20 protein-coding genes are annotated in these 20,152 nt (G+C 42.6%); 9 read left to right on the plus strand and 11 right to left on the minus strand.

All coding sequences use genetic code 11. The features are described 5' to 3' along the window. Window positions 1-134 precede the first annotated feature (134 nt). From pyrG to ACQKKO_RS17830, 3 genes are all read right to left on the minus strand, one after another. On the minus strand, window positions 135-1,730 hold the full coding sequence (gene pyrG / locus ACQKKO_RS17820) for a CTP synthase (RefSeq protein WP_498649562.1): 1,596 nt from the start codon (window positions 1,728-1,730) through the stop codon (window positions 135-137). 218 nt (window positions 1,731-1,948) lie between these two features. Beyond that, the gene (rpoE, locus tag ACQKKO_RS17825; RefSeq protein WP_498649563.1) at window positions 1,949-2,497 is read right to left on the minus strand and encodes a DNA-directed RNA polymerase subunit delta; all 549 of its coding nucleotides are present in this window, start codon (window positions 2,495-2,497) and stop codon (window positions 1,949-1,951) included. Between the two features lie 115 nt (window positions 2,498-2,612). Next, window positions 2,613-3,224, minus strand: a complete 612-nt coding sequence (locus ACQKKO_RS17830) for a TetR/AcrR family transcriptional regulator (RefSeq protein WP_343131643.1) — start codon at window positions 3,222-3,224, stop codon at window positions 2,613-2,615. 131 nt (window positions 3,225-3,355) lie between these two features. Here ACQKKO_RS17830 and cls point away from each other — a divergent pair, with 131 nt between their 5' ends. Continuing rightward, window positions 3,356-4,552 carry a cardiolipin synthase gene (cls, locus tag ACQKKO_RS17835; RefSeq protein WP_498649565.1) on the plus strand — a complete coding sequence of 399 codons (1,197 nt, stop codon included), beginning with the start codon at window positions 3,356-3,358 and terminating at the stop codon, window positions 4,550-4,552. On the opposite strand, the gene ACQKKO_RS17840 is transcribed toward cls, so the two are convergent. From ACQKKO_RS17840 to ACQKKO_RS17850, 3 genes are read right to left on the minus strand one after another with little or no spacing between them, the layout of a single operon-like run. Further along, the gene (locus ACQKKO_RS17840; protein WP_498649567.1) at window positions 4,549-5,034 is read right to left on the minus strand and encodes a DUF456 domain-containing protein; all 486 of its coding nucleotides are present in this window, start codon (window positions 5,032-5,034) and stop codon (window positions 4,549-4,551) included. The genes cls and ACQKKO_RS17840 overlap by 4 nt on opposite strands. A 7-nt stretch (window positions 5,035-5,041) precedes the next feature. After that, window positions 5,042-6,712, minus strand: coding sequence for an arginine--tRNA ligase (argS, locus tag ACQKKO_RS17845; protein ID WP_498649569.1), 1,671 nt, complete (start codon window positions 6,710-6,712; stop codon window positions 5,042-5,044). Between the two features lie 31 nt (window positions 6,713-6,743). Continuing rightward, entirely contained in the window at window positions 6,744-7,187 is a 444-nt protein-coding gene (locus ACQKKO_RS17850) for a YwiB family protein (protein ID WP_203087933.1), read from the minus strand. 140 nt (window positions 7,188-7,327) lie between these two features. On the opposite strand from ACQKKO_RS17850, the gene ACQKKO_RS17855 reads away from it, so the two are divergent. Beyond that, a complete protein-coding gene (locus ACQKKO_RS17855) occupies window positions 7,328-7,501 on the plus strand; it encodes a CsbD family protein (RefSeq protein WP_498649572.1) in 174 nt (57 codons plus the stop codon). 540 nt (window positions 7,502-8,041) lie between these two features. Further along, the gene (gene ybaK, locus ACQKKO_RS17860; RefSeq protein ID WP_498649574.1) at window positions 8,042-8,518 is read left to right on the plus strand and encodes a Cys-tRNA(Pro) deacylase; all 477 of its coding nucleotides are present in this window, start codon (window positions 8,042-8,044) and stop codon (window positions 8,516-8,518) included. A gap of 30 nt (window positions 8,519-8,548) precedes the next feature. On the opposite strand, the gene speE is transcribed toward ybaK, so the two are convergent. Further along, window positions 8,549-9,376, minus strand: coding sequence for a spermidine synthase (gene speE, locus ACQKKO_RS17865; RefSeq protein WP_498649576.1), 828 nt, complete (start codon window positions 9,374-9,376; stop codon window positions 8,549-8,551). A gap of 145 nt (window positions 9,377-9,521) precedes the next feature. Between speE and ACQKKO_RS17870 the strand changes: the two genes are divergently transcribed. The 3 genes from ACQKKO_RS17870 (at window position 9,522) to pepF (ending at window position 13,687) form a co-directional block, all read left to right on the plus strand. Further along, a complete protein-coding gene (locus ACQKKO_RS17870) occupies window positions 9,522-11,588 on the plus strand; it encodes a transglycosylase domain-containing protein (protein WP_498649578.1) in 2,067 nt (688 codons plus the stop codon). A gap of 18 nt (window positions 11,589-11,606) precedes the next feature. Beyond that, window positions 11,607-11,798 (plus strand): hypothetical protein, encoded by a 192-nt coding sequence (locus ACQKKO_RS17875; RefSeq protein WP_479824575.1) that lies wholly within the window; start codon window positions 11,607-11,609, stop codon window positions 11,796-11,798. Between the two features lie 101 nt (window positions 11,799-11,899). Next, window positions 11,900-13,687, plus strand: coding sequence for an oligoendopeptidase F (pepF, locus tag ACQKKO_RS17880; RefSeq protein WP_498649582.1), 1,788 nt, complete (start codon window positions 11,900-11,902; stop codon window positions 13,685-13,687). 276 nt (window positions 13,688-13,963) lie between these two features. On the opposite strand, the gene ACQKKO_RS17885 is transcribed toward pepF, so the two are convergent. Together ACQKKO_RS17885 and ACQKKO_RS17890 are read right to left on the minus strand one after the other, a co-directional pair. Further along, window positions 13,964-14,893, minus strand: coding sequence for a Gfo/Idh/MocA family protein (locus ACQKKO_RS17885; protein WP_498649584.1), 930 nt, complete (start codon window positions 14,891-14,893; stop codon window positions 13,964-13,966). A 183-nt stretch (window positions 14,894-15,076) separates the two neighbouring features. Further along, on the minus strand, window positions 15,077-15,604 hold the full coding sequence (locus ACQKKO_RS17890) for a YwhD family protein (RefSeq protein ID WP_498649587.1): 528 nt from the start codon (window positions 15,602-15,604) through the stop codon (window positions 15,077-15,079). A gap of 279 nt (window positions 15,605-15,883) precedes the next feature. On the opposite strand from ACQKKO_RS17890, the gene ACQKKO_RS17895 reads away from it, so the two are divergent. From ACQKKO_RS17895 to thmT, 3 genes are read left to right on the plus strand one after another with little or no spacing between them, the layout of a single operon-like run. Continuing rightward, a complete protein-coding gene (locus ACQKKO_RS17895) occupies window positions 15,884-17,041 on the plus strand; it encodes a processed acidic surface protein (protein WP_498649588.1) in 1,158 nt (385 codons plus the stop codon). Further along, window positions 17,038-17,706, plus strand: coding sequence for a class D sortase, LPxTATN-specific (srtD, locus tag ACQKKO_RS17900; protein ID WP_498649590.1), 669 nt, complete (start codon window positions 17,038-17,040; stop codon window positions 17,704-17,706). Before ACQKKO_RS17895 ends, srtD begins: the two co-directional genes overlap by 4 nt. Before the next feature lie 46 nt (window positions 17,707-17,752). Next, window positions 17,753-17,944, plus strand: a complete 192-nt coding sequence (thmT, locus tag ACQKKO_RS17905) for a 2-hydroxymuconate tautomerase (RefSeq protein ID WP_479824585.1) — start codon at window positions 17,753-17,755, stop codon at window positions 17,942-17,944. Window positions 17,945-18,256: 312 nt separating this feature from the next. On the opposite strand, the gene ACQKKO_RS17910 is transcribed toward thmT, so the two are convergent. Together ACQKKO_RS17910 and ACQKKO_RS17915 are read right to left on the minus strand one after the other, a co-directional pair. After that, window positions 18,257-18,760 (minus strand): YwgA family protein, encoded by a 504-nt coding sequence (locus ACQKKO_RS17910; RefSeq protein WP_498649592.1) that lies wholly within the window; start codon window positions 18,758-18,760, stop codon window positions 18,257-18,259. A gap of 15 nt (window positions 18,761-18,775) precedes the next feature. Next, entirely contained in the window at window positions 18,776-20,080 is a 1,305-nt protein-coding gene (locus tag ACQKKO_RS17915) for an HD domain-containing protein (RefSeq protein ID WP_498649594.1), read from the minus strand. Window positions 20,081-20,152 lie beyond the last annotated feature (72 nt).

Here is a 20,152-nt window from a genome sequence, read left to right on the forward strand (position 1 = left end):
TGGACACCCTTGCCGTCAGCTAACAGTTCCTACTGCCAAGCCTGTAGTGGACTTTCACCACCAAGTTATCACCCATGCTGGGCGCACACAAAAAAAGAGCGCAGATTCAATCTGCGCTCTTCTGTCATCCACGATTATTTCACGGATGCTTTGATAAAGTCTCTGAACAACGGCTGCGGGCGCGTTGGTCTTGAGACGAATTCTGGGTGGAACTGGGATGCGACAAAGTATGGGTGGTCAGCGAGCTCGATGATTTCTACAAGGCGGCCGTCTGGGCTTGTCCCCGAGAAGATAAAGCCTTCTGCTTCCATTTGTGCGCGGTATTCGTTGTTGAATTCATAACGGTGACGGTGGCGCTCATACACGACTTGTTCGCCGTATGCAACGCGTGCCATTGATCCGTCTTGTAGCTTACACGCATAAAGTCCAAGGCGAAGCGTTCCTCCTAGGTCTTCTACGTCTTTTTGTTCTGGTAATAGGTCAATGATTGGATATGGTGTATCTGGGTTTAACTCAGCTGAGTTGGCTCCTTCTAGACCTAATACGTTACGTGCGTATTCAACGGATGCAAGCTGCATGCCTAGGCAGATGCCGAGGAATGGAACTTTGTTTTCACGTGCATAACGGATAGCCGTGATTTTGCCTTCAATTCCGCGATCACCGAATCCACCTGGTACGATAACGCCGTCTACTTCTTGCAAGCGATCCGATACGTTTTCATCGGTGATTTCTTCTGCATTGATCCACTCGATTTTGATGTCTGCGTCATAAGCGTAGCCAGCGTGACGTAAGGCTTCTGCGACAGAAAGGTACGCATCTGGTAGGGATACATATTTTCCGACTAGGCCGATGCGAACGGTTTTCTTCAGGTTACGTACGCGCTCAACTAGCTCTTCCCACTCAGTCATATCTGCTTGTTTTGTTTCTAGTTTTAAGTGATCACATACGATGTCATCTAGCTTTTGTTTTTGAAGAGCAAGGGTTACTTGGTATAACACGTCTGCGTCTTCTGCTTCAATCACTGCTTCTTTACGGATGTCACAGAACAAGGCAATTTTTTCTTTCATGTCTTGTGGAACTGGACGTTCTGTACGAACAACGATTACGTTTGGCTGGATGCCCAAAGAACGAAGCTCTTTCACACTATGTTGTGTTGGTTTTGATTTCATTTCTCCTGCTGCTGCAAGGTAAGGAATCAATGTACAGTGAACATACATGACGTTCTCATGGCCAACATCACTCTTGATTTGGCGGATGGCTTCAAGGAAAGGTAAGCTCTCGATATCTCCAACGGTACCACCAATTTCAGTAATAACTACATCTGCATTGGTTTCTTTTGCTGCGCGGAATACACGCTCTTTGATTTCATTTGTAATGTGTGGAATCACTTGAACCGTTCCACCAAGGTAATCTCCACGACGCTCTTTTTTTAGAACTGTTGAGTAGATTTTACCTGTTGTCACGTTGCTGTTTTGACTTAGGTTAATATCAATAAAGCGCTCGTAGTGACCAAGATCCAAGTCCGTTTCAGCACCGTCATCTGTAACGAATACTTCACCGTGCTGATACGGGCTCATCGTTCCCGGATCTACGTTAATGTAAGGATCAAACTTTTGAATTGTTACACTTAGTCCTCTATTTTTCAGGAGTCTACCTAAAGAGGCTGCTGTAATCCCTTTTCCAAGTGATGATACGACGCCGCCTGTCACGAAAATATACTTTGTTGCCATGCCTGATCTCTCCTTTTTATTGCCTGCCATGTTGGCTGCATCTACTCTTATGATTCCTTGGAAGCCAGATATAAAACAAAAAAAACAAAAGCGGCGGACTCCCTATATACAGGGGGGCACACGCTTTTGTTTCTCAATCATCTATGTCAGTTCATTATACTATTTCTTAAGCCCAAGCATGATTCTACATAGAAATTGTGGATAAGTCAACCCTTGTCTTACCGATCTTCCTCATCTTCATCAAACGACTCTTCGTCCTCGTCTTCGTCGAGTTCTTCTTCGTCGTCCTCTTCGAAGCCATCAAGATCTTTTTCCTCAAAATCCTCTTCAGAAGCGTCTTCTTCGTTAGAGATCTCATCTAATTCGTCCTCAAGATCTTCAAACTCATCCTCTTCAGAATCATCCAATTCGCTGTCATCAACTAGATCTAAATCATCTTCGTCATCAATTGATTTTTTCTTTTTCTTTTTAGGCGTTGCCGCTGGTACCGGCTCTTCGATTTGATCGATTGGGTACCACGCTTTTAGACCCCAACGGTTTTCTCCAAGTGTAATGAATCGACCATCCGTGTTTAGGTCTGTGTAAAGAAAAGAGATTCTCTCTTTTACTTCGCTTTTGCTAAATCCTTTGATTTTGGCAATTTCATCAACTAGAGCATAGTATTCGATTGGTTGCTTTTTTTCTTGCATTAAAGCATAAGTAATTTCTATCATTGATAGTTCTGATATTTCATCAGCCGTAAGTGTGTTTATGTTCAAACCGGGCACGCCCTTTCACCGTTATCTATAAGATCCAAATCATCTATCAAATTTTAAGATCATCTTTTTCATTATAAACATATTTTCATAAAATATGCTAGAGCTTCCTTTGTTCCATACGTGATCATGTTGAAATGAGCTGTTTAATTTGCATGTCTATGTACTCTTCCAACGTAAAATGCCTTCTTAACGCCCATCTACGGAAGGTCCACATTTGCCCGGCAACTAAAATATTATGTGTAACGAGCTTCATTTCTTTTTCTGATAGATTTAAGACATTCTCTTTTTTGCAGTCAGCCAGAATTTCTTCCATCATGTCAACCATTTCTGTTTCTTTTTTAAGCACATATGGAAGTGTTTCTTTTGGTAATGATTTTGTTTCTTGATACATGACCAATACTTCTTCCTGCATAGAATCAATCACTAGGAAGTACGCACGGATCGCTTCTTTTAATCGTTGTAATGCTGGGCCCGTAGTGTGCAATTGCTTTTTTAAACGCTCGGTTACTTCATCGTAAATCGCGTCACATACTAAATAAAGCACATCTTCCTTCTTCCCAATATATTCATAGAGTGTACCAATGCTAAACCCTGATTCTTTTGCAATTTCCCTTGTTGTTGTCCGGTGGAAGCCTTTTTCAATAAAGAGTCGCACAGCTCCTTTAATGATCTGTTCGCGACGTTTATGTATCAATTGTTGATCCTTCACTAAACTTGGGACGTTTTTCTTTTCCATCAGGCAACAGTCTCCCTCTCACCTATTTGCCTATATTCTACCATGAGACTTCGCCTGAATTCAAAAAGCGCTTTTCATGATTTCTACTTCATTTGGACATAGTAAAGAAAAACGTATGCAAGGAGAACCTCATGAAGATTGCACTTACGATTGCTATCCTGCTTATTGCTTTGGTTGTATACCTTCGGTTGGACTTTGTCGCAGGTCTTACAAGATTACGTAAGCAGCGTCAGCCAGACATTCAAGAAATACGCCACACACGTACCTTCCTTCTTGCAACGGGCGAGGATTTTTTTGAAACGCTTTTTGCTGATATTAAAGCAAGTCACCATCATGTCCATATGATGTTCTATATTTTTAAAGAGGATCATATCGGAACACGATTAATTGAGCTTCTAGAAAAAAGGGCCAATGAAGGAATAGACGTTAAACTGCTCGTTGATTGGGTCGGTTGTAAGCTTTCCCGAAAAACGGTTAAACGATTACAGGAAGCAGGCATTGTTTTTGCAAAAAGCCATACACCTACGTTCCCTACATTCTTTTTTTCTTTAAACCATAGAAACCACCGGAAGATCACTGTTATAGACGGGAAGATTGGGTATCTCGGCGGGTTTAACGTGGGAGACGAATACCTTGGCCGAGACCCAAGGTTTGGTTTCTGGCGTGACTTTCATCTGCGCTTTGAAGGAGATGGTGTTCAGGATTTGCAGGGGCAGTTTTTTGCTGATCTAACGCTAGCAGGTATGAACAGTCAGCCTAAAAAAAGGGACTATCCCGCACTCGAAAAAGGAACACATCCTGTTCGCTTTTTCACAACATCTGGTACAGGGCTTGAGTCAATGCTTTTAGACAAACTCAAAAAAGCTAAGCAGTCCATTCTACTAGGTTCACCGTACTATGTGCCAGGAGAGACGGTTCAAGAAGCCTTGATTACAGCTTCTCAAAACGGGATTGACGTCCGTCTTCTGCTCCCGCAAAAATCAGATCACCCACTTGTAAAAGAAGGATCTATGGGATACATCCAACGACTCATTGAGTCAGGTGTTTCGGTCTATCATTATGATCAAGGCTTTTATCACGCAAAAGCCCTGGTCATTGACCAGAGCTTTGGATGGATTAGTACAGCAAATATAGATAAACGCAGTTTTCATTTAAATAGTGAAATGACTTGCCTGCTTGAAGATGAAGCAAGTGTCCGTGTTGTCGTAACACGTATGTTCCATGATATCGAGATTTCCGAAAAACTCACAGCCCAGTCCTTAAAGCAGCGTGGTCTCTATAGCAAAGCAAAGGAACAGCTTGCTGGTATGGTTTCAGGGTTACTTTAAAACAGGAACACATCAAGTAGAAACCAGACGATAAGGACGGTTTGGATAAACGCCTTTGCTAGCGTTCCGCTTAAGAAAGCGAGGAACGAGGCAAAGGCTATTTTTAAGGCATTGTTCACGTTACGGAACACAATTAACTCAACGATGAGTACAAGTGCGAACGGGACTAGAATCACTCCGAATGGCGGGATCACAAAGGCACCGACGATTACTCCAATAATCCCTGCCCATTCTCCCCATTTTGAGCCTCCGTACTTTTTTACAAAATAACGACTTGCAAGTAAGTCAGCAACGAACAAGACGATGGTCAGGATTGCTGCAATCGTCCAGAAAACCCAGCTGAGCGAACCTTCTGAGACCCCAAATTGGTAAATGAGAAAACCAACCCAAAGAACAAGAACAGATGGAACGATCGGAAAGATTAAGCCCACATATCCGAGGATGAAGCAGGCAACAATGAGTATCCACCAAACAATATCCATAGGTGTCTTACATTTTCTCTGGTGCGCTCACACCTAGAAGAGCAAGAGCACTTTGTAGCGTGATTTGTGTTGATTTCATTAAGGCAAGACGTGCCTTACTTTTCTCTGGTGCGTCTGCATCCAATACGCGTTCTGCATTGTAGAAGCTATGCAGTGCAGAAGCCAAATCATGCACGTAGTTTGCAACCTTATGCGGTGTACGCTTGGCAGCTGCGTCCGCTACAACGGCTGGGAAATCTCCAATGGCTTTCAAAAGCTCGTATTCTTTCACAGAATCAATTGGTGAAAGATCCGTGTCCAAGCTGTAGCCAAGGCCGAGCTCTTCTCCTTGACGAAGCATACTGCATACACGCGCATGCGCATACTGTGCGTAGAATACTGGATTTTCATTTGATTTCGATACAGCTAAATCCATATCAAACTCAAGCTGAGTATCCAAGCTTCTCATCGCGAAGAAATAACGAGTCGCATCAAGACCTACTTCCTCCATCAGCTCGCGAAGCGTTACAGCTTTTCCTGTACGCTTACTCATCTTCACTTTTTCTCCGCCTTGAACAAGACTAACCATTTGCGTAATTTGAATATCAAGCTTCTCACGATTATAGCCAAGTGCTTCAACCGCCGCTTTCATTCTCGCAATATATCCGTGATGATCGGCACCCATCATGTCGATTAGACGATCATACCCACGGTTAAATTTATCCTCATGGTAGGCGATGTCTGGAAGGAGATACGTGTAGCTACCATCCTTTTTAATAAGCACGCGGTCTTTATCATCGCCGTACTTTGTTGTACGAAGCCACGTTGCTCCTTCTTCTTCGTAGATTTCGTCCTGCTTACGTAGAACATCTAGCGTACGATCAATTACACCAGACTCATAAAGAGACATTTCGGAGAACCATGTGTCAAACTCAACACGGTAATCAGCTAGGTCGACTTTGATTTTTTCAAGTGCTTTGTTTAAACCGTATGTGCGGAATGCTTTTAGACGCTCTTCATCCGCAAGCTTAAGATATGCGTCTCCCTCAGCTGAGGCAAGCTCTTGACCCATTTCAATAATATCCTTACCGTGGTAGCCGTCTTCCGGCATCTCTGCATCCATTCCAAGTGCTTGTTTGTAACGAGCCTCTACAGAATAAGCAAGGTTGTTAATTTGGTTACCGGCGTCATTGATGTAGTACTCACGACCCATTTTGTAACCGGCCTTCTCCATAATTTTGCACATCGCATCCCCAACAGCTGCCCCGCGCGCGTGTCCAAGGTGGAGAGTTCCTGTTGGATTAGCAGATACGTACTCAACTAGGATCTTTTCACCCTTGCCAGCGTCACTTTCGCCATATGTATCAGGCTTAGATAATACATCCTTGATGACATCACGCAAAAACGAATTATCCATGTAAAAGTTGATAAAGCCCGGACCTGCAATATGGATTTCTGACACGGATGCTTTTTCCTTGTTTAAACGTTCTGTAATTTGCTCAGCGATTTGCTTTGGAGCCTTTTTTGCCACACGAGCAAGCTGCATCGCAATGTTTGTAGCATAATCCCCATGAGACTTTTCCTTAGGGGTTTCAAGTAAAATATCAGGAACGTCCTGTGCCTTACAAAGCCCTGCTTCCACGATCGCTGTTTTTAGTTCTTCCTTTAACAGTTGCTTAATCTGTTCAACGCTGTTCATCTGCTTGTACTCCTCTAATCAAAAATTTAATTTAGTCGTCTGCTTCTTCTAATTTTAGCCGAATCTCATGACTGCCAGTCTCCTGACCTGCAATCCAGAAACGATATCGAATGTAAATGCGCCCTCTTGGTTTTTGGAAGGTTGGCCATTGTACAAGCACGACCTCTGTCTCCGCTTTTGTTTCCCAAGACACCTCAGAAGTCACATATCTTCCGAACGTTTCCTTATTTGAAACAAAGGTCTGTCTCATTAAGACATCCCCTTGGCGGATCAAGGTTAATTCTTCTCCGTCCCACTTCATGGTGGTCTGGACACTCTCATCCACACCAAACTTCTCCGTAAACCTTAAATAATCCTGTGTGCCCTTATGATAAAGCTCACCATCAGTTGTAAATTCATACGAGTCCAGCTCGCCTTGAAGCTCTATATTGGTTTGAAACGTTAAACGCAATCGTCGTTTTATCGGTTTATTCATGTGACGCACACCTTTCTCTTCTCCAAGTTTAGCGAGTTTGCCTGGCACATGCAAGATACCTATTATACACGAAAAGGTTTAGCACTTAGAAAAAAAGTGTATACACTCTATGTAAGCAAAAATTAAAGGAGGCATTTCTCATGAGTAACGGTACTGGAGACAAAATCAAAGGCGCAGTCAACAAAGCAAAAGGTGAAGTGAAGGATCAAGCTGGAAATGCTACTAACAACCAATCCCTACAAGCAAAAGGGAAAACAGATAAAGTAAAAGGTAATGTTCAAGAAGGCGTTGGAAAAGCGAAAGACGCTGAATAAATAGAGTTTGAGGAGAAACCGATGCGGATGCATCGGTTTTTTTGTGCGTGGGGTGCATGTAGAGGGTCTATCGCTTCGATCCTAGCTCCATCGCTTCGATTCCAGGTTCTATCGCTCCGATCCTAGCTCTATCGCTTCGATTCCAGGGTCTATCGCTCCGATCCTAGCTCTATCGCTTCGATTCCAGGGTCTATCGCTCCAATCTTAGCTCCATCGCTTCGATTCCAGGGTCTATCGCTCCGATCCTAGCTCTATCGCTTCGATTCCAGGGTCTATCGCTCCAATCCTAGCTCCATCGCTTCGATTCCAGGGTCTATCGCTCCGATCCTAGCTCTATCGCTTCGATTCCAGGGTCTATCGCTCCGATCCTAGCTCTATCGCTTCGATTCCAGGGTCTATCGCTCCAATCTTAGCTCCATCGCTTCGATTCCAGGGTCTATCGCTCCAACCCTGCCCCTACACCACACCACTCCACCTTTGACAACCCACTCTCCACTCTTGCATCATAAAAAGATAGACCACAAAAGAAGGTGCATTCAAATGAAAAAGGTGAAAACCAATGCAAGCCGGCTGTTGGATCAGCAGAACATTCCTTATTCCATCCTTCAATACGAAACGTCAGATGGAAAACTTGATGGCGTCTCGGTTGCTCAAAAAACAAACCAGGATCCCAATCATGTCTACAAAACGCTTGTTACACAAGGGTCGAGCAAACAGTATTACTTGTTTCTTGTAAGGGTAGCTGACGAGCTTCATTTAAAAAACGCTGCGAAGGCTGTAAACGAGAAACAGCTGGCAATGATTCCTGTCAAAGAGATTCAGAGCGTCACTGGCTACATTCGTGGCGGATGCTCTCCAATCGGGATGAAGCGGGCATTTCCAACCATCATCGATGACAGTGCAACGACTCTCAGTGACATCATCGTTAGTGGCGGGAAAATTGGTGTCCAGCTCAAACTACCTGTTGAGTCTCTCATCTCCATCACACAGGCAACCACCGCTCCTCTATCCACATAAAAAAAGCCATGCGCGCGGCATGGCTTTCTCTTATTTCAATAGATCTGTGACAAACTTTGGCAACGCGAAGGCTGCTTTGTGAAGCTCTTTTGTGTAGTATTTTGTTTCAATGTCATGGAAGCGATCTTCACTGACTTCTAACGGATCCTTTGTTTTACTTCCAATTGTAAATGTCCATAGACCACTTGGGTACGTAGGGATGTTTGCTGTATACACACGTGTGATCGGGAAGATTTCTTTAATGTCGGAGTAGACATTACGAATCAAGTCCTGCTGGAACCATGGGTTATCTGTTTGAGCTACAAAGACACCGTCTTCTTTAAGAGCTTTTGAGATTCCTTCATAGAATCCTTTTTCAAAAAGCTTCACAGCTGGTCCAACAGGCTCTGTGGAATCAACCATAATGACATCATATTCATTCTCGGATTTAGCGATGTGCATAAAGCCATCAGCGATTTGAACGTCTACACGCTCATCATCTAGAGCGCCCGCAATCGTTGGAAGGTACTTTTTCGAGTACTCCACCACTTTACCGTCAATTTCAACAAGTGTTGCTTTCTCCACAGATGGGTGCTTAAGCACTTCACGAATCACTCCGCCGTCACCGCCACCTACCACTAAGACATGTTTTGGATTTGGATGCGTGAATAACGGAACATGCGCAACCATTTCATGATAAACGAACTCATCCTTCTCCGTTGTCATAACCATGCCATCTAACACAAGCATATTACCAAATTCTTCGGTTTCAATCATATCAAGCTGTTGAAACTCTGTTTTTTCTGTATGTAACGTACGCTTAATCTTAGCCGTAATTCCAAAACGTTCTGTTTGTTTTTCTGAGTACCATAATTCCATACGAATCACCTCGTCTTTATTTGCGTGTAACACAGCAAGTATAGCGGAAAAAACGTTTCATGCCAATTCAGCATTTCTTCATGTTTAAAAAACGTCAGAACAACCCATCCTGTATGTATTCAACATACATTGGGGGTGCATGGCTGTGCAGGTTGTTCTAAGACGGAAGAAAACGAGACGGATTCGCTTTTTACGCTTTATGGTTCGCTCGGTGTTACTCGCTCTTATTCTATCAGGTCTTTTTATTCTTGGACTGCTTTCCTATACTCGTATGCAAGGTCCACCTCCTATCCAGGTTCCGGAGACAACCGTTTTTTACGGGTCAGACGGGTCTGTTATTGGAGAAGAGCATGGTGGTCAAAATCGTTACTGGATTCCGTTTGATGAGGTCGCGCCTTTCGTCAGCCAGGCGACTGTTTCAATAGAGGACCGTAAATTCTATGATCACTTTGGCTTTGATTTGTGGCGGATTGGCGGGGCCATTGTTGCGAACATTAAAGCTGGGTCAAGCGCTCAGGGAGCGAGTACGATTACGCAGCAGTATGCACGGAATTTGTACCTATCCCATGAAAAAACATGGACTCGTAAATGGAACGAATTAATGTATTCTCTGCGACTTGAAATGAACTATAGCAAGGAAGAAATTCTCGAAGGTTATTTAAATACAGTGTATTACGGTCACGGAGCCTATGGAATTGAAGCAGCTTCTGGCTTCTTTTTTGATAAATCCGCGGCTGACTTAACTCTTGCAGAATCGGCAATGCTTGCCGGGGTTCCAAAGGGGCCAAGCTACTATTCCCCAGTCATTGACTACGATCGTGCCAAAGCAAGGCAAGAGCTTATTCTCTCGAGCATGGTTGAAAATGGCTATCTTACACAGGATGAGGCGGATACAGCTAAAGCAGAAGAGCTTCATTTCGTACAAGCAGCAGATGCGGACACTGAGGTAATCGCCCCTTATTTCCAGGACGTTGTCACAAATCAACTGACTTCCATCTTAGATGTCACAGAGGATGAACTTGCCACAGCTGGGTACCATATCTATACAACACTCGATCCAGCTATGCAAAAAGCTGCTGAACACTGGGTGGCAAAGGAGATGCCAGACACAGATTTGCAAACATCTCTTGTTGCCATTGATCCAAGGTCCGGCGGTGTACGGGCGATGGTTGGTGGGGTCAATTATGCTGAAAGTAGCTATAACCGCGCAACGCAAAGTAAACGTGAGCCGGGTTCGACGATTAAGCCTCTCCTTTATTATGAGGCTCTGCAGCATGGGTTTACAGCTGCTTCAACCTTTGTAAGTGAACCGACGGATTTTACATTTGACGAGGGCAGACAGACCTACTCACCGAGAAACTTCAATCAGCACTATGCCAATGATTTTATTACGATGCAGCAGGCACTTGCGGTTTCTGATAATATATTTGCGATTAAAACGCATCTGTTTATTGGACCGGACAAGCTTGTTGATATAGGAGATACCTTGGGGCTTGGTACGTTTAAGGATGTCCCCTCTCTCGCGCTTGGTTCTCAGGCTGTCAGCTTACTTGATTTGACGAACAGCTATGTCCCGTTTGCTAATGAGGGTCTGTACGGTGAACCACAATTTATTGTAAAAGTAGAGGATTCAGACGGTGAGGTTTTATACGAGCAGGAGCCTGGATTAACCGAAACACTAGACCCTGTTTCTAGCTTCCTGATGACAGAAATGATGACCGGCATGTTTGATCCGGCCTTAAATGGCTATACGTCGGTAACAGGGAGCTCAGTTGTACCCCTTTTACACCGTCCCGTTGCCGGAAAGTCAGGCTCCACTCCAAACGATAGCTGGATGGTTGGATTCACTCCTCAGCTTGTCACAGGTGTCTGGGTCGGGCATGACAAAGGACAGAAGCTGGATCAATATGCCGAGGGTCCCATTTCTAAAAAAATCTGGGCAAACTTTACCGAGCATGCACTGGAAGGTCAGTTAAAACTACCTTTCCATGTTCCGAAAGATGTGGTTCAGGTGAAGGTTCATCCTGAGAGCGGATTGCTTGCAAATGAATCGTGTCCAGGTGGGGTTCCTATGTTTTTTAAAGCTGGAACCGAGCCGACTTCAGCATGTGCGAGCCCTGAAGAGGAAAAGAAACTGGAAGAGGCAAAGCATGAGAAGGAACGATTTATTGATCGGTTTAAGAAATGGTTTGGTGGTCAAGATGATCACTAAAAACGAGGTGAATTTAGCTTGAGCACACGTACTCGAATAGCCTTAATCATTGCTCTTTCCACTACATTTGGGCAAACTCTGATCTTCCTTGTTGCCTCGATCCTCACTGGAAACTGGAAGCTGCTCGTGTGGAGCTCCTCTTTCGGTGTACTTGTTGGTATACCGGTTTTACTAATTGTGATGAGACAGATCCGCCTGAAGAAAACATAATCAACCGTATGACAGTCACCTACTTTGCATACCTATAAAGAGAACTTCAGAAAAGAACATGCTACACTAAGCATACATCTATACCGATGAGGAGTGATCAAATGACAACGTATAAACATAGAAGTGAAATTCCTGAAGAAGAAAAGTGGAATTTAGCAGATCTATATGCTACGGAAGCTGATTGGCATAGTGATTTAAAAAAGGTTGAAGCACTAGCACAGGAGCTAGCAGGCTTTGATGGAAACATTAAAGATGGACAATCCTTATATGACTTCTTGAAAAAGCAGGAGGATCTAAGTTTTATTTTCACAAAGGTTTTTGCCTACTCCATGTTCAGCACAGACATTGATACACGTGACTCCAATGCCCAATCGCTAAAAGACCGTGCAACACAGGTCAGTGTGAAGGTTGGTTCCGCTACTTCGTTCTTTATGCCATTTCTACTTACCTTGGATGAGGCGACACTTAAGGCATACATAAGTGAAGTGAAGGAGCTTGAGTACTTTGAAGAAGACTTATGGGATTCCTTCCGTTACAAAGCACATGTTCTAACAAAGGAAAAAGAAGAAATTCTCTCATCACTTGGAGAAGCACTTTCTTCTCCAGATCGCACATTTGGCATGCTAAATAACGCAGACATCCAGTTCGGTCAAGTGACCAATGATGAGGGCGAAAAAGTGGAAATGACTCGAGGCATGTACTCGAAGCTAATTGAAGATGAAGATCGCGAAAAACGGAAGGAAGCATATAAGGCATACTATAAGCCTTATGTTCAACTGAGTAATACGATTGCATCTACCCTGTCATCAGCAGTAAAAAACAATGTGACGCTTTCCAAGCTGCGTAACTATGATTCTGCTCTAAGCAAATCGCTATTTGGCGATCAGGTTCCAACCGAGGTGTATGACAACCTGATTGCAACCGCTAAGAAAAATCTTGAACCGTATCACCGGTACACAGCAATCCGTAAAGAGATCTTAGGTCTAGATGAATTACGACAATATGATTTGAATGTCTCGCTTGTGAGTGGCGCTAAAAAAGACATCTCATATGAGGAAGCCTATGACACGATGTTAACGGCACTTGCTCCTCTTGGAGACGAGTACATCCAAACGCTTCGTGACTTTAAAGAAAAACGTTACATTGACGTCCGTGAAACACCGGCAAAACGCTCTGGTGCTTACAATATGGGAGTGTACGGGGTTCATCCTTTTGTCCTGCTTAATCATCACGATGACTTGGATAGCCTTTTTACACTTGCTCACGAGATGGGACACGCAATGCACAGTCACTACTCCAGCAAGCACCAGCCACAAATCACAGCGAACTACACCATTTTTGTAGCTGAAGTGGCTTCGACTGTAAATGAAGTACTTTTGATTCACCATTTACTTGAGCACTCAAAAGATAAAGAGATGCGTAAGTATTTGTTAAATCATTTTATTGATCAATTCCGCGGGACTTTCTTTACACAGGTGATGTTTGCTGACTTTGAAAAGCAGACGCACGAATTAGCTGAACAAGGTGAACCACTTAACGCTGAAACGTTTAACGCTATTTACGAAAAACTATTTCGCGAATACAACGGTCCGGACATTGTGTTTGATGAGGAAGTTAAATACGGCTGGTCGCGCATCCCGCACTTCTACCGTCCGTTTTATGTATACAAGTATTCAACTGGCTTTGCGTCTTCCATTCAAATTGCCAAACGCATCTTGAACAAGGAAGAAGGAGCCCTTGAAGACTATCTGACATTCCTGAAAAGTGGAAGCTCTGAATACCCACTTGAATTACTGAAAAAAGCAGGAGTGGACTTAACAACCCCTGAGCCTATTGAATCAGCTCTTGCCTATCTGGGTGAGATTGTTTCTGAGTTTGAATCCTTATAAAAAAAGAGGCGGGGAAAAACTAAAAATCAATGAGAAAATGGCGAATGATTCTACATCGAATCATTCGCCATTCGTGTCATTAATAGTTTTTAGTAAAATGAGCGGGTGAGAACACGAGACTTCTATGGAGAAGTACGTGGTGAAGACTCAGTAGCGGTGGGTTTCCGCGAATGAGGCTGTACCCCGCGGGTGAGAGGGATTCTCCTGCAGCGGATATTTTGCTGAATCGTATTTTGCAAACAACACTAATGTTATGTCCCACGCTCATTTTTTCTGTTAAAGCTTTCTGGATTTTTCGATTAAGTCATTTAATAATTTTTGCGAAGCAAGACCTTCTCTACCCGACACAACAGGCATCTGATCGTCAATCAAACAATGAATAAAATGTTCAATGGCCTGAGCAAAACCCTTTTGTTCTAGAGTCGTTTCCCATGAGCCTGAGTACAAACTGGTGACTTGATTGTTCATTTCGCTCTCAAAGTGGTTCATGTTCTTTACACGATAGACCGCGCCTTCGGTAATGAGTTCAATCTGTTCTAAATTTGTCCCTGCTCCCCTATGCATCGAGCTTGTCAAAAGAAGATTCTGAGCTGACAGAAATTGTTGCTTCGTGTGAGCTAATTTAGTGTCGTGTAGTTTAATGAAACCATTCTCGAATGTAACTTCACCATCTGCTAACCAACGTACCGTATCAACTAAGTGTAAGTAATCGTCTAGTAGAATATGCTCATAAGAATGTGAATCATAGCTTGAATCTAGACGATGTTTCTCAAGATTGATCCAGGCACTGTCCTGTTCTTTCGCTAACTCCTTCAGCTTCACGTACATAGGCGAAAAACGTCGATTAAATCCAACCATCAGCTTCCTACCGAGCTTTTCACTCAATTGAACTAGTTCCTCAGCTTGTTCGATTGTTTCTGCAAGAGGTTTGTCCACATACACGTCTAAACCATTTTGAAGCAAGTGGGATACAATCTCAAAGTGAGTTTTCGTCGAGCTATGTACAAAAACAGCATCACAAGACTCACTTAATGACTGTAGATCTTCAAATGATTTGATCCGATATTGTTTACAGATCTGTTCTCTTTTTTGGGCATTCGGTGTATAAGCGCCTACAAATGTCCAGTTTGTTTCTTTTGCTAATATAGGAAGGTAAGCCTTTTGAGCAATGCCACCTAAGCCAACCATGCCAATTCTAGGATTCATATACGTTCCTCCATTTTTAATAAATCGCTTTCATTTTAATAATATACATCTCATTAGCGTCCTAGCAGCGGCGATAATACAAGAATGCCAACAAGCACACCTAAAATAAAGATACCTACATACTTTTTCTTCATAACGCCACTCCTCCACATAAAGAAAAGAGCTATCGCTAGCTCTTTCATTTTAGTCTTTTGCTAATGCTGCATGCAGCTCTTCTTCTGAACGATTCCACATGTCTTCATTATGGTTTTTAAGGAACTCTGCAAGTAGGCCACGGGATTTCTTTTCCATGTCATCCACCATAATATGTCCTTTAAGCGACTTATCCATCTTATTCACGTGTTCCGGCATGCTTTTGTAGCCACGTCTAATTTCTGTATCAACACGCATTTCACAGCCTGCTACGCCACCGTAATAGGGTTTACCTTCTTTTGTTGAAATCGTCACCCAAACTAACCAATACAGCTTACCATTTGGTACTTTATCTTTTTCCTTTAAAAATTTAATACGCTTTTCCACTGCAGATCGTGCATGGAGCGCTCCAAGATCCACAAATACTTCTTCTTCTGCTGGGTCTACAAACACAGGCGTAATATTATCTAGATTTAATGTCCCAACACCATAACCACCGTGACCATCCGTGGAATCTCCGCTTAAAATCGTAAATCCATCTGTTTTTTTCTTTAAGTTCTTATTATTTAAAAGGTCCATTTGTCCGAACTCCCTTTCATGTATCAGCCGTTAGTCTTTCTTTTAGTTTAACATACCCCAACCCAAATGAACTATCACCGAGCCCACGCAAATATCGACAGGTTCCACTATACAATGACATGAGCATTTAGAAGATATAGCGAATATTCTCGAGCATGTATGACTTGAGTAGCAATAATATAAAATATTTATAAAATATGAAAAAATATATGGAAATTCCAAGTCTATCAGACTATAATCATCTCAGCAGTATCAATATATTTCCTTGGGAGGAAAAAGATGAAACGTTTTATATCGATGTTTTTAGTTATCGCACTACTAGTATTTACGGTACCAACAGTCGGATTTGCTGCAGTAACAGATGAAGAGTTAGAAGGGCTTTTAGCTGATAAAAATATTACTAGAGAGCAGTTGGATGAATATCTATCTAACTTTGATAGTACAGTTGATGAATTTGAAGATATAGAGGAACTAGATTGGTTTGTCTGGTTATTAACTGAAGAAGTTGACGAATATGAAGAAGGATACACGTATCTTGATATGCTAATCGATAGCTTTGAGACTACATACGAAGAACTTGAAGCCTTGCTAGCGGAAAATAACAAATCTGTTAACGACTTTATTTTCTATGAAGAACTAGAAGAATACCTATGGGAAAATTACGAGTGGGATTTTGATTGGGATGAAGAATGGACTGAGGAAGAAGAATGGGAAGAGATTTCATACGATGGTCTCTTTGACGAAATTAGTCTCTCAGACAAAGAACTTGAAGCATTGTTTGAGCACTTGATTAAGGTTGTAGAACAAAACCCTGAAACAATTGATCAACTCTTAGCTCTTGCTGAGCGCATGGAAGCTTTTGGTGATTTCGAATCTTCTACTGAATTAACAGCAGAACAGATTGCTGAACTATTTGCCATTGGTAATGAATTGATAGAAGTTTTACAAATCAACCCTGAGTTTTATCTAGCAAAACCAGGTGAGCAAAATCCGATTAGCTTCGCTGATCTATTAAAGCTGACTGAACTAAAAGGATATGACTTACTTGTTGTACTCTATGATCTTGAAGGAAACAAACTAGCTGATTTTATTATCTCAGCAGAATTATTCAACGGGAACACTCTAGGTAAAGTTGGAGATGATTTAGGTGACACAGGAGTAATCGTTGAAGAAGTCGTAGAAAACAAACCGGCAACTGAAAACAAACCGGCTCCTACTCAACCTGCTAAGACAAAAGCAGAAAAAGAAAACAAAGCAGCTCCTGCAAAGCAAAGCGAGCCTAAAAAAGACAATACGTCTTCTAAGAAAGTAACAAAAACAGTAGATGGTGCAAAAATGCCTAAGACTGCGACTGATTATCCGATGTACACGTTCATTGGTCTTGGAATGACGTTAGTTGGATTCATCTTATTCCGTCGCTTTAAAATGGCATCATGAGTAGACACGTAAATAGGACGAAACGCTCTAACAAGCGTTTCATCCTTCTTTTTTTAACTGTCGCTCTTATTGCGGGTGGCCTATGGTTTACGACAACCAATGCATACAAATTTGCAAAAGGTTATTTCTTGTTTAAGACCGATCAAGTGGTTAGTGCTGAAACACCTCAGGAGGACAACCCTGCTGCCGAGAAACCTGTAGATGAGCCGAGTGAGCCAATTGATTGGTGGCCAGAGCAAGGCGAATTGATGGGAGAGCTTGAAATCCCAGTTCTAGATGCCACACTTCCTATCTATCATGGAACAGATGATAATGAGCTTGACCAGGGCGTCGGTCATTTTGCACAGAGTGTGCTCCCTGGTGATCCTGATAACTCTGTTTTATCTGGGCATCGCGATACGGTCTTCCGCAAGCTTGGTGAGGTTGGAGAAGGCGATACCTTAATCGTCCGCACACGGATTGGAGAATACACGTATAAGATTTTCAGAGAACGTATTGTTGATGAGGATGATCGCACAGTCATTGTTTCTACTGAAGATGCGCAGCTCACTCTTACTACTTGTTACCCATTTGACTTTGTCGGTACCGCTCCTGATCGATATGTGCTTGAAGCGGAACTAATTGATACGACTCTTTATCCGGAACTTGTTGATTTTGAATCATAAGGGCATCTGCTATACTAGAGGCAGATGAGGAGAAGGAGGGTTAGACATGCCAATTGTAACGGTTAAAATGCTAGAAGGTCGTAATGACGATCAAAAGCGCGCACTGATTGAACAGGTGACAAGCGCAGTTGTAGAGACAGTCGATGCACCTCCAGAGAACGTAACGGTCATCATTGAAGAGATGAAGCATGAGCACTACGGAAAAGCTGGGAAACGTCCAGCGATTGTAGACAAATAAAGAAAAAGAAGGTCACCCGATATCGATCAGGTGACCTTCTTTTTGTCTCTCTTTATATAATGATGGGATGCGAACCACACCAAGAAAATAATTGTTAACACCGTATACCCCGCACCTGGCTTTTCCATCATAAGCCACAGCATCAAGGGAATACCTGTACCAAACAATACCCAAAACAACACAACATAACTGAAGAACTTCATGGGTCTCACCCTTCACGTTGTCAAAAGTCTACTTTCACTATATAAAAAGATGACCCGCTTTGACATCGTAAAGCTGCAAAAAAACATGTGAGATTATGTCAGTCCCTTTTTATTGAACCAGATTCTCCAATTGTTGTTTATAATCCATCGCTTTTTCAAATTCTTCATCGGTGAACTTTTGTTTTGGTTTCACAGAAATCACCTTTTGCTTAAGCTCTTCGCCATCTAGGTGGTCAAAATACAACATGGTTGATAAGAGCTCCAAAAACCTTGAGCTTTGCTCATTTAAGCTTGTTGTAATTGGGGTCACATCGGGCATATCAATCGTTGATAATGAAAGAAATTGAGTTCCTTCCTCTGACAAACGATAGCGATACTGATAATAGTGCCCCTTATCCTCTCGAACCTCGTCGAGTAATCCAAGATTCGTTAATTCTTCTACCCGAAGACTTAACTCCTCTGAATATGGTCCATAGACGTGAAACGTATACCGTTCCCTAAACGGTAAACTCAGCTTCTTCTCTATGTAGATCATCTTTTGCAATTTCTTACGGCCGACCACTTCCCCTGCTTGTGAGAAAAATGTCATGAGCTTCGCATGTTCATCAAGCATCTATGTGCAACTCCTTCACCCTTCTTTGTTTAACAGCATGTGTATCTCTCTCTTTTCTTCTTCAAACTCATCCATTGCCCCAAGCCAATCTTCAGGGTAGTACAGCTTATGGTCCGTTCGTTTTTTCCCTGAGATGGATTCAACTACATCCGACTGTCTGGACAGCTCTCTTAGTTTTCCGTTTGGTAGAATCAGATGAATTGGTACTCTCTCCTCTTCTTCTCCCGGACGATAAAAGTCATAAGGCAGATCTGATGATGAGTCAACCACTAAATAATAATCTGGATCAAGTCCTGCTTTTGTAAACAGTTCACGCAGACGAGCCCAATCCCCCATTTGAATGTTCGGATTAACCTCCACGTACTTAAACAACCGACGATTCATAAAGCGGACACAAAGATCCTTCAGAATCTCGTCCTGCTCTTCTTGCCATATTTGAAAATAGTAGAGAACCACCGCTTCGTCAAGACGCAAATAGTCCTTTAGTGTTGGGCTACCATCAAAAAAGGAAAACAAATGTGTAGGAGTCTGCTGAAACTCATATCCCTGTTTATATAACCACTTTGCCCGTTGGAAAATCTTACTTAAAATCACTTCCGCACTTCGTGTGACAGGATGAAAGTAGACCTGCCAATACATCTGATACCGACTCATGATGTAGTCTTCAACTGCATGCATTCCACTTTGCTTAATCACTACTTGGTCTTCTGTTGGTCTCATCACGCGCAAAATCCGTTCCATATCAAAATGCCCATAGCTCACGCCAATGTTATACGCATCCCGCTGCAAGTAATCCATGCGATCGGCGTCTATTTGACTGGAAATCATACTTGTCACAAGCTTGTTCGGAGATGTTTTCTCAATCACTTCTGCTACATCTTTTGCGAATGTCGGACTAACAGACGTTAAGACTTCATTGACCTCTGTATCCCCAAGAATAATTGCTCTTGTCCAGTCTTCATGATCAGAGTGAAACACTTTTTCAAACGAATGAGAAAAAGGACCATGACCAATATCATGAAGTAACGCTGCGGCTAGAGCTAAAAGCCTGTCCTCTTCGTTCCAATGAGGTCGTCCCTGAAACACATTAATCATTCGTCTTGTAATCTCATACACGCCAAGCGAATGCGTGAAACGGGTATGCTCCGCCCCGTGAAAGGTCATATAGCTTGTCCCAAGTTGTCGTACACGTCTAAGACGTTGAAATTCTTTTGTCCCGATTAATGCCCAAATGACCTTATCCCGCACGTGTATATATCTGTGCACGGGATCTTTAAATACTTTCTCTTCATCAAGCATACCCTGATACGATTCTGTCATGGCCGTTTCTCTCCATTTATGTCGATAATAGATTTATTATACATGAGCATAGTCGATCATGAAATGAAAAAC

Source organism: Alkalihalobacillus sp. NPDC127517, assembly GCF_050276055.1.
Lineage (GTDB): Bacteria > Bacillota > Bacilli > Bacillales > Bacillaceae_D > Alkalicoccobacillus.